Annotated in this window: 11 protein-coding genes; all 11 read left to right on the top strand. The window is 48.6% G+C overall.

Translation table 11 applies throughout. The features are described 5' to 3' along the window. On the top strand, positions 1-1,216 hold a 1,216-nt coding region (locus tag OEM52_02405; protein MDK9698991.1), incomplete at its 5' end, for a flagellar hook-basal body complex protein. 54 nt (positions 1,217-1,270) lie between these two features. Then, on the top strand, positions 1,271-1,789 hold the full coding sequence (locus OEM52_02400; protein ID MDK9698990.1) for a flagellar basal body-associated FliL family protein: 519 nt from the start codon (positions 1,271-1,273) through the stop codon (positions 1,787-1,789). 7 nt (positions 1,790-1,796) lie between these two features. Next, positions 1,797-2,786 carry a flagellar motor switch protein FliM gene (gene fliM / locus OEM52_02395; GenBank protein MDK9698989.1) on the top strand — a complete coding sequence of 330 codons (990 nt, stop codon included), beginning with the start codon at positions 1,797-1,799 and terminating at the stop codon, positions 2,784-2,786. After that, the gene (fliN, locus tag OEM52_02390; GenBank protein MDK9698988.1) at positions 2,779-3,711 is read left to right on the top strand and encodes a flagellar motor switch protein FliN; all 933 of its coding nucleotides are present in this window, start codon (positions 2,779-2,781) and stop codon (positions 3,709-3,711) included. Before fliM ends, fliN begins: the two co-directional genes overlap by 8 nt. Before the next feature lie 16 nt (positions 3,712-3,727). After that, positions 3,728-4,129 carry a flagellar biosynthetic protein FliO gene (locus OEM52_02385; protein MDK9698987.1) on the top strand — a complete coding sequence of 134 codons (402 nt, stop codon included), beginning with the start codon at positions 3,728-3,730 and terminating at the stop codon, positions 4,127-4,129. Further along, on the top strand, positions 4,126-5,502 hold the full coding sequence (locus OEM52_02380; GenBank protein MDK9698986.1) for a FapA family protein: 1,377 nt from the start codon (positions 4,126-4,128) through the stop codon (positions 5,500-5,502). The genes OEM52_02385 and OEM52_02380 overlap by 4 nt, the downstream gene beginning before the upstream one ends. Then, entirely contained in the window at positions 5,489-6,274 is a 786-nt protein-coding gene (gene fliP / locus OEM52_02375) for a flagellar type III secretion system pore protein FliP (GenBank protein MDK9698985.1), read from the top strand. Before OEM52_02380 ends, fliP begins: the two co-directional genes overlap by 14 nt. A 38-nt stretch (positions 6,275-6,312) precedes the next feature. Continuing rightward, a complete protein-coding gene (gene fliQ / locus OEM52_02370; GenBank protein ID MDK9698984.1) occupies positions 6,313-6,582 on the top strand; it encodes a flagellar biosynthesis protein FliQ in 270 nt (89 codons plus the stop codon). A gap of 53 nt (positions 6,583-6,635) precedes the next feature. Beyond that, a complete protein-coding gene (gene fliR, locus OEM52_02365) occupies positions 6,636-7,427 on the top strand; it encodes a flagellar biosynthetic protein FliR (protein MDK9698983.1) in 792 nt (263 codons plus the stop codon). Then, a complete protein-coding gene (flhB, locus tag OEM52_02360; GenBank protein MDK9698982.1) occupies positions 7,428-8,522 on the top strand; it encodes a flagellar biosynthesis protein FlhB in 1,095 nt (364 codons plus the stop codon). A gap of 55 nt (positions 8,523-8,577) precedes the next feature. Further along, complete coding sequence (gene flhA / locus OEM52_02355; GenBank protein ID MDK9698981.1) at positions 8,578-10,659, top strand: flagellar biosynthesis protein FlhA; 2,082 nt, start codon at positions 8,578-8,580, stop codon at positions 10,657-10,659.

Below are 10,659 nucleotides of genomic sequence, written 5' to 3'. Positions count from 1 at the left end.
GGGGTTGGGGGATGTCGGTGGGGCAAGCAACGTTACCGGAGTGAATTTCTCGGTAGCGGTGGATGGCGGCGCAGCACAAGCGATTACCGGATTGTCGGTGAATTCAACCATCGGTGATTTAATCAATGCGATTAACGCACAAGTCCCCGGAGCAATTGCCTCTTTGAATGGAACGCAGTTGCAGATTGAACGCCGAGCGTACGGCGATACAGCCTCTCACTATTTGCAATTAACGGATACCACGGGCGGCACTCCACCGAATAACTTGTGTACTGCGCTATTTGGGGCAACCACCCGGACGGCAGGCGGAACCGATTCAACGCTGGTAGCGGTCGATGACTTTATCCCGACCGGTGCAACGACACCGTCTTATACTGGACGACAACTATCTTTCACACGTAATTCCGATGGATTGGTGACCGGCATCGAAGGTATAGGCGGCGGTGGCGTTACTGTTAGTTCGGCGGCAGGTATTGCGGCAGGTTCGGCAAACATCGCCACAGCAGACACCACTCATTCGACTTCGATTGTGGTGTACGATACGTTAGGCGTTGGACACAACTTGAATATGACATTTGCCAAGACTGGCAATGCGAATGAATGGCGTTGGACCGCGACATTACCGGGTGAATCGGCAGCGGTAATGAATGGCAATACCGGGAAAATTTCGTTTAACTCTGATGGGTCACTGGCGAACTTTACCTTTGATGGAAATGCGAGTAACCTGACAATTCAATTGCCGAATGGCGCAGAATCGCTTACTATCGCATTAGACGCTGGACTTGCCGGATCGCTGAGCGGCATTACTCAAACCAGCTCGGCTTTTTCTACGCAAGCTACCAGTCAAAACGGCTATGCGTCAGGTAAGTTGGATGGATTAAGCGTCGACGATAGCGGCACTGTGTACGGCGCCTTTACAAATGGCTTAACACGGGCGCTTGCCCAAGTAGAGCTGGCAACATTTACCAACGCACAGGGCTTATCGCGAGCAAGCGGCAATCTGTTTGAAACGACGGTGAACTCAGGGGATCCGAAACTTTCGACAGCGAATGGAACATCGAACCGGGTCTACTCCGGTTATCTTGAATTATCGAATGTCGATTTGGCAAAGGAATTCACCAGTTTAATTATCGGACAACGCGGGTACTCGGCGAATAGCCGTACGATCCAAACGGCCGATCAGTTACTGATGGAAACCTTACAAATCAAGCGGTAAACGACTCCCCGCTCCCCCCGTGGTTTTCTTAGCGGGGGGAGCATAGGTGTACCAATGGCAGAACCGGAAATCACAATCGAATCAAAAAAATCGAAGCTCCCGCTCATCATCGGTGCAGCAGGTGCCGTGGTCGTGATTGCAGTCGTTGCATTCTTTTTTCTGCGCGGCGGTTCAAGTGACCACGCCGACACAGCAAAAACCGAACATGCTGCAACCGAGAAAAAACCCGACGTAAAAGCAGAATCAGGTGGTGAAGGGGCGAAATCGGAAATCGGCGACATCATTTCGATTAACGAATTGGTAGTGAATCCGAAGAATTCACGCGGTGGCAGGTATTTTGTGACATCAATTGGCGTGGTCTGTACGTCAAAAGAACAGTCGGACGAAGTGAAAAAGAAAGAACCGATTTTACGCGACCGCTTGATTACTTTCTTTTCACTGCAAACGATGGAAGTATTGACAGACATCAACCGCCGCGAACAGATTAAAACCTATGTGAAAGCGATTGTCGACCGGGAAGTGGCAACGGGACCGGTAAAGGAAGTTCTCTTCTCCCGGTATATCGTTCAATAGGAATGCGATGAACAAGATTCTCTCGCAAGAAGAAATCGATGCCTTACTGCAAAATGTCAGCAAGGGAAAATCGATTGATGTGGTTACGAAGAGTGAGAAGAAAATCTCACTCTACGATTTCAAGCACCCTGACCGAATCAGCAAGGAGCAGACCCGTTCGCTGCGCTCGATTCACGATAATTTCGCCCGGTTGTTTGCCACCTTTTTATCAACCTCGTTGCGAACGTTAGTCGACGTTAATATGCTCTCCATCGATCAGGTAACATACAGCGAATATACCATGTCATTGTCGGTGCCAAGCGCATTGTATGTTTTGAGTTTGAAAAATATCGAAGGGAAAGCGCTACTGGAGATTAGTCCCCAGTTTCTGCTTTTTGTGGTCGACCGTCTGCTTGGCGGACAAGGGGAAACCGATATCGAGAGTCGGGAAATCACGGCTATCGAGCAGACTGTTTGCAAGCGAGTAATCAATAATGCCGTCGCGACCTTGAACGATGTTTGGATGCAAATTGTCGATCTGGGCGTCGATTACGAATCGTTTGAGACCGATCCACAGTTTGTGCAAATCGCCCGCGGTTCGGAAACGATTGCGATTGTCTTCTTTGAAATCCGAATGCGCGGCACCACGTTTACGATGAACTTCGGCTATCCTTATTACATTCTCGAACCGCTGCTGCAACGGCTCTCTTCCCAATCGATGATTCAACAGGGCAAACGGAAACCAACCGAAGAAGATATTCAATCGTTACGCGACCGGGTCGTTACTTCGCGTATTCCGATTACGGTTCAGTTGGCGCGGACAAAAATTTCGGTAAACGATTTTATCGATTTCAAAGAAGGCGACGTACTTGAGCTGGAACAACCTATCCATGGCGAACTGCCGGTACTGGTGAACGGCCGGTTGAAGTTTTTCTCGGTACCGGGCACAATGGGTCGAAAAAAAGCGATTCGGATCACCCGTTTGCTCGATCCCGACGAGGAGTTGATTTATGAATGACGTGAATTCCAAGCAATTGCGGCAAATCGGCGGACAAAACGCCCGGAAAATGGAAGAAGTTTTCAGCGCCATCGTCGGAAAGCGTGTCACGGTACAAGAGAGCGAAACCCAAGCGGCATCGGCGTCGCTGGTCGAACTGGAGTTTCCGAACGGTTTGGTTACCGTCCGAGCGCCGGGCGATGGTATCCCCGGGGAAATGATGTTCTGGTATGCCCCGGAAGGTGCTGCCGCCATTGTCGATTTGATGATTATGGGCGACGGCAATGTTCCATTTCGTCCGGAAGAGCATTTGGATGGGATTGCCGAAGCGTCGCACCAGCTGATTGACTCACTTGCAATCGATTGGACGAATGCCGGATTGCCGGTTTCGTTTCAACAAGTATCGGCAACGATGGAAGAAGACCCGGGGGCGTATGTTGCCGCGTATGAACACCAGACCATCCTAAGGTTAGATGTTTCGATCGATTCGTTTGGTGATTTAGGATTATGGTTGTATCTATCATCAGAAGTCGTTCAGTTATTGAATCCGCCACAAGCAGCGAGTACACGTCCATCCCGCGCGCAAAGCGATGCCGGAAAAAGTAAAACGGGGCAAATGGTGAATGTAAGACCGGCGGTATTCGCTCCGTTTGAAAACCAGACCGACAACAGCGATGGGGAACCGCGCAATCTCGAATTGTTGCTCGATGTTTCGCTGCCAATAACAATAGAGCTTGGCCGCACATCGATGCTTATACGCGATGTTCTTGAATTAGGACCCGGTTCGGTAGTTGAGCTTGATAAGTTATCCGGGGAACCAGTAGATTTGTATGTGAACGATAAGAAGTTCGCCAAAGGGGAAGTGGTGGTCGTCGATGAGAATTTTGGCGTTCGGATCACGGAATTGATGCGATTGGAAGACCGTTTGAAGTCGTTGAGAGGGTAATGCGAGAATTCACCCCATGACCGATAGCATTGCAGTGGTAGACACCGTTCGCACGCTGTTGACGCCACCCGCCACCGCGGGCGGCGTTTCGCTTGGAATGGCGGTTTTAAAGCTTAGTATCGGTTTACTGTTTATCGTCATTCTGATCTGGGTGATGGTTTGGGTTCTGAAACGCACAAATACATTGGGACAAGTCGGCGGTAATCTCCAACTACTTGAGTATAAGCCGCTCGGACCGAAAAAAGGGGTTGCGCTGTTTCGGGCAGCCAATAAGATTGTTTTGTTAGGTGTTACCGACCAAAATATCGAAAAACTAACCGAATGGGTCGATCCGACAGAAGTTGCAGAGATTCTTGCAAAAAAAACCGTTGAGCCGCAACCTTCGTTTCGAAGTATCCTGACCCGAAAGACAACATGACCGCACCTACCGACAAAAACCGACTATATGTCGAAGTTTCCGCCGATGCAATGCAGGCGGTGCTAAAACTGCCGCGCTCGGGATATAAGTTGACCATTGAGGAAGTAACAAAAGCGTTGCAGGAAGCAAGTGTTGACTATGGTGTAAATGACATCATTCTGGAGTGGCTGGTAAAATCGACGCCGGTCACCACCGAGATTGTTGTCGCCAACGGCTTACCAGTTCGCTTGGGTAAAACCGGGTGGATTGATTACAAATTCGATACCGAAGCGGCAAGCCATGCTGGCAAACCGATCCATACCGCGCAGTACAAATTGCAAAACGTTGAAGCTGGAACAGTCCTTGCAGTGCGTTTTCCCGCCGTGCAAGGTAGCGATGGCAGAAATGTATATGGTCAGATCGTTGAACCCCCCCCCGTGAAGGATTTGAAAATTGTTGCTGGCGATAATGTAAAATTCTCCGATGCCTCAAGTTGTGAGTTGGTTGCAGTTGTAGCCGGTTGTGTGCATTACGATCCGTTAGGAAAAGTTTCGGTACTTGATCATTTAACACTCGCCTGTGATGTCGATAATGCGGTGGGCAATATTGAGTTTTACGGCGACCTGACGATTCGTGGCGATGTAAAAAGCGGTTTTGAAGTGAAAACCCGCAATAAGCTTGTCGTCGAAGGAACAGTGGAAGAGGCGATTCTCGAGGCGGAAGCAATTGAAATTCGTGGCGGGTTTGTCGGTCCTGGCGAAGGAGTCGCCCGGGCGAAGACGGAATTCAGCGCGCTGTTTGTCATCAATCAAACAGTCGAGGCGGGACAGGATATCAAGATTTTCGGGGAAGTTCGCGCTGCGGTCCTGAACGCTGGACGTTCGATATTCATTCAGGGTACTAAAGGGGTTGTTTTAGGTGGTCGATTAGAAGCCCACCAGTCAATCGAAGCAAACGTGTTAGGTAATCCAATCAGCTACCCTGCTCAAGTCACAGTTGGTCGCCCCAAAGAATTGTTGCAACAACTCGCAGTACTGGAAAACGAAATCACCGTGATTCGTGACCGGATGGCAGTGATGCGACTGCAATTCGGTTTTCCCCCCGATCTCGACCCTAATCTCGAAAATCCGAAATTTGCACACGACACCCCTGCCGGACGGTCATTTGAGCTACTGCGGAAAGTGGGGACGAAACTACAAATCACGCAACAAGAGTATGAACATTTGTTTAAACAACTTGATGATCATTCAAAATCTTGTTTCGTTCGCGTAAAAAAAGAGTGTTATCCCGGCATCCTTCTGCAAATTGGTACGCTCCAGCGTACCGTGGAAGAGCGCACCGGTCCGGCAGTATTCCGGATCAGCGAAGGAGATATTATTCATGTCCGTGAGTGATTTACCACTGAGGAAATGGTTTTCCTGCCGGACAATAACCTATTGGTTGTTCGGGTTGTTTTTGTTTGCTGCACCACTCGCGTTCGCCCAAACAACCGTATTGCCAAAATTTACGGTAGGCGTCGAGCGCGCCAAGGATGCCGGCGACTTGTCGGTAACACTGCAGATTCTCCTGCTAATGACGGTACTCTCGATCGCGCCGTCTATTCTCGTGATGATGACGAGTTTTACCCGAATTTTAATCGTTTTTCACTTTTTGCGGCAAGCGATGGGTACACCGCAAATGCCGCCGAATCAGATTATCATTGGTTTAGCACTGTTTGTCACTTTTTTTATCATGAATCCGACAATGGATCGCATCTACAAGGATGCGTGGGTGCCCTACAAAGAGAAGCGGATTTCGACAACTGAGAGTTATGAAAAAGCGGTTGTTCCGCTCCGGGAATTCATGCTGAAGAATACTCGTGAAAAAGACTTGCAGACTTTCGTAAAACTTGATCGTAGTCCGCAACCACAAACAGCAGGCGATTTGCCGATGCGGATTATCATTCCCGCGTTTGTTATATCCGAACTGCGAGTCGCTTTTCAAATCGGCTTCCTGCTCTATTTACCATTCCTCGTGATCGATATGGTCATCTCATCGGTATTGATGAGTATGGGTATGATGATGTTGCCGCCGGTGATGATTTCGCTGCCATTCAAAGTCTTGCTGTTTGTGTTAGTGGATGGTTGGAATCTGATCATAACTTCGCTGGTACAATCGTTCCATTAGTGGAATCTCTTACGTAAACGATACGCAATGGTGTCGCCATGACCGAAGAATTTGCATTATACATCGTGAAAGAAGCCATGTGGACAGCGCTTATCCTGTCCGCTCCAATGATTATCGCAGGATTGATCATCGGTCTCATCGTATCGATTTTTCAAGCGGTCACTTCAATTAACGAAATGACGATTGCTCTTGTCACGAAAATTCTTGCTGTTATTTTTGTTGGTCTCTTCACATTTCCATGGATGGTGGGGGTGATGACCAGTTTTACCACGATGATTTTTAATTACATCACACAAATCGCGAAGTAGCTTTCCCCGGGAACGCTTTTTGGGAAACCGGTATCTTTTGATTCAGTAATGCAATGCTGCCACTACCATTTGAATTATCGATCCACGAGCTGGAAATCTTCTTTCTGGTATTGGTGCGCACACTCTCGTTTTTCTTCTTGGTCCCGCTGTTCGGTTACGCAACCAATCCTCCCACCATAAAAATTGGACTATCGGTCACCGTCGCATTCATTCTAACCCCCTTTGCCGGTATCAGTTATAGCACTCCGCCAACTGGGCTACTCGGTTTTGTCGAGTTAGTTGTTCGGGAGGTTGGAGTCGGATTGTTTCTCGGTATGGCAACGATAGTTCTGTTTGCCGGTGTACAATTTGCCGGGGAATTGGTTGGTATTCAGATTGGGTTCTCGGTGGTAAATTTGATCGATCCGACTCAGGAGACTAATTTATCCATCGTTGGACAGCTCAATTTTTATGTCGCGATGATGCTATTTCTTTTGATGGATGGTCATCACCGCTGGCTCGAAGCGTTGGCGTATAGTTACGATTTGATTCCACCCGGCACCGGCAGTTTCCATTTCGATCAATTGATGCAGCATTGGGTTGGCGTCGCAGGTTGGGTCTTCGTTATCGCTTTGAAAGTAGCCGCTCCCATCATGGCGACCCTGTTTCTTACTGATGTTGCGTTAGGTCTGCTTTCCCGCTCAGCAGAGCAATTGAACATTTTCACGATTGGGTTCTCGGTCAAACTTATCGTTGGTACGATTGCAATCGCTTTTGGCTTTCCCCTGTTTGCCTATCTGTTTGGAAAGATCTTCGCAGAATTGCTGAAGCAGGTTGAACACGTGTTACCGATGCTGGCGCGATAAATGGCGGAAGAATTTACCGAAAAAACCGAAGAGCCGACCGCCCGTCGGTTGTCGAAAGCCCGTGAGGAAGGGAATCTGGTTTCCTCGAACGATCTCGCAAAAGCGACGTCAATGCTGGCGGCATGGCTGGGTTTACTATTCCTCGGAAAATGGATCAATGACACGCTGATCATCGGTACCAGTCACGTATTTTCTAATCTCCACTCGATTCAACTCTCCATTGATAACATCGGCCCGATCATCGCAACGGGCACTTTATTCATGCTAAAGTTGATTGCACCGTTCGGGATACTTGCAATTGCTATTGCATTTGCTACCGCATACATCCAGCACGGTTGGAATTACTCAACGAAACCGTTAAAACCCGATGTCGCGAAAATGAATCCGTTGAAAGGGTGGTCGCGGTTCTTCAAACCGAAATCGTTGGTGGAAATCGGAAAAAGCCTACTCAAGATTCTCATAGTAGGATTTGCCATCTATGGCATCGTCTTCTCACAGTTTCACGAATTCCAGAAAATGATCGACTACTCGGTGCCCGATATTTATAGAACCGTGGCATCCTCAACGATGACTTTAATCGGTAGAGTTGTGTTTGTCTTCCTTGCGTTGGGAATTGCCGATTTCTTCATCACGAAGTTTTTCTACTACAAAGACCTCCGGATGTCAAAACAGGAAGTACAGGACGAATTCAAGCAACAGGAAGGCGATCCGAAGATAAAATCGAAATTGCGACAGATTCAGATCAATACTGCCTATGGCTTAACTGTTCGGAATACCAAGAATGCAACGGTATTGGTGACCAACCCGACTCATGTCGCGGTCGGTTTGCAGTATGAAAGCGAGACGATGAAAGCGCCGAAGGTGATTGCGAAAGGTACCCGCTTGGTCGCGCTGAGGATGAAAGAAATTGCCAAAGAGGAAGGTATTCCGATTGTCGAAAATCCTCCGTTAGCGCGGGCATTATACCGTGGAGTTCCCGTCGGACAAGACATTCCGGGCAATTTTTATCAGGCGGTTGCGGAAGTTTTAGCCTACGTTTACCGGTTGCAGGAAGAGAAACGCAACCAATCGCACAATATCAGCCCTGACGAATAGTCGGTACGGTTTTTGCACAATAAATCAAGGGTTTTCATACAATTCGAGTAGTGACGTGGCATTAAAAGAAGCGACAATCAAACCAAAAGAAAACAGTTTCATCACGAAACTGACGCAGAAGGCGGACGTTTGGTTCGCAGTTGCGGTCATTGGTGTGCTTGCCATCTTGATTCTACCGATGCCTGCCTTTGCCATCGATATTTTATTGACTATATCAATCACCATCTCGCTACTTATCCTGATGGTTTGTACGTATACCGAAGAACCATTGCAGTTCAGCGTCTTTCCCGGTCTTTTGCTGGTGGTAACACTATATCGGTTATCGGTAAATATTTCGACAACCCGCTTGATTCTCTCAGAGGCTACCGGTGGGAGGATTATCGAAGCATTCGGATCCTTTGTTATCCGTGGCAACTATGTTATCGGTTTAGTCATCTTCTTGTTACTCAATGTTATTAACTTTGTCGTTATCATCAAAGGTTCCGGTCGAATCGCAGAAGTGGCTGCTCGTTTCACCCTCGACGCGATGCCTGGCAAGCAGATGGCAATCGATGCCGACCTGAACAATGGACTAATCGGAGAAGAGGACGCTCGGGAACGCCGTGAGAAAGTGACCAAAGAAGCCGACTTCTACGGAGCGATGGATGGCGCATCCAAGTTTGTCCGCGGAGACGCTGTCGCAGGGTTACTCATCACATTCATCAACATTATCGGTGGCATTGTTATCGGCGTCTGGCAGCGCGGCATGTCCTTCGAGAAGGCGGCTTCGTTATATACCATATTGACGGTCGGCGATGGTCTGGTAACCCAAATTCCATCTCTTATCGTCTCTGTTGGCGCAGGTATTTTAGTATCGCGGGCGGCATCGAAGGAAAACCTTGGTAGCGGCATCACCAAGCAATTGTTCCGCTTTAACCGGTCGATTTGGATAGCTGCGTCAGTGCTCTTTCTGTTTGGCTTTGTGCCCGGTTTCCCGTTGCTCCCGATGTGGATTTTATGCGGCATTCTGGTTTGGATCGCAGTTAAACAAAAGGAAGCTGAGAAGAGCGATCTGATGGTTGTTGAATCGAAAGCGAAAGAATCATCGAAACCGAAGGATAAACCGGAAGATTTTCTCGCCATCGATCCGTTGGAATTGGAAATTGGTTATGCGCTAATTCCCTTGGTGGACACGGCACAGGATGGCGATTTGCTTTCGCGGATCACTCTAATTCGTAAGCAACAGGCGATGCACATGGGAATTGTCGTTCCGCCGATCCGGATTCGCGACAATATCCAACTCAAACCCAACGAATATGTTGTAAAAATTCGCGGAAATGAGGTTGCCAAATCTGAGTTACGCATGGGTCATTACCTTGCATTGAATCCTGGCACAGCAATTGGTGAGCTGGATGGTGTTCGTACAAAAGAGCCAACTTATGGACTCCCCGCAGTGTGGATTCCGGAACGGGAACGGGAACGGGCCGAATCGAATGGATTTACAGTGGTCGAACCGCCGGCGGTTTTGGCAACCCATCTGGTAGAAGTCATCCGGCGGAATTCACATCGCATCCTCTCGCGGCAGGATGTTCAGAGTTTGATTAGTATCTTGAAGAACGACAGTTCGGCAGTTATCGATGAATTGATTCCGAATCTAATGTCAATCGGCGGCGTCCATAAAATCCTGCAACGCTTACTGAAGGAAGGGATTCCGGTTCGCGACCTGTCGACAATCTGCGAAGCATTAAGCGATTATGCCCCATTAACGAAAGACCCGGACCTGTTGACCGAATATGTCCGATATGCGTTATCGCCGACAATCACGCAGAAATTCGCCGATTCCGATGGTAAATTGTATGCACTAACCCTCGCCCCTCAGACGGAGGAAGCGATTGCCGACGAAGCGCAACAAGCCGGGGGGAGATTGCAGAATATTAATTTACCGCCGCAGTTCTTGCAGGGATTTTATCGCTCGCTGCAAACGCAGGTGACGGCAGTGAAGCAGCAGGGTCGTCAGCCGATTCTGGTGACTTCACCTTCCATTCGGCTATATTTGCGGCGATTGTTGGAACCGGTGTTACCTGATGTTACTGTCTTATCTTTCGGTGAGTTAACAGCAGAAACGAATATCGAAAGTATCGGAGTCGTCACAGCGTAA

It is taken from the genome of bacterium, from assembly GCA_030247525.1.
GTDB lineage: Bacteria > Electryoneota > JAOADG01 > JAOADG01 > JAOADG01 > JAOTSC01.
The sequence above is the reverse complement of the archived record's forward strand: the minus strand, read 5'-3'. Positions and strand labels throughout refer to the sequence as shown.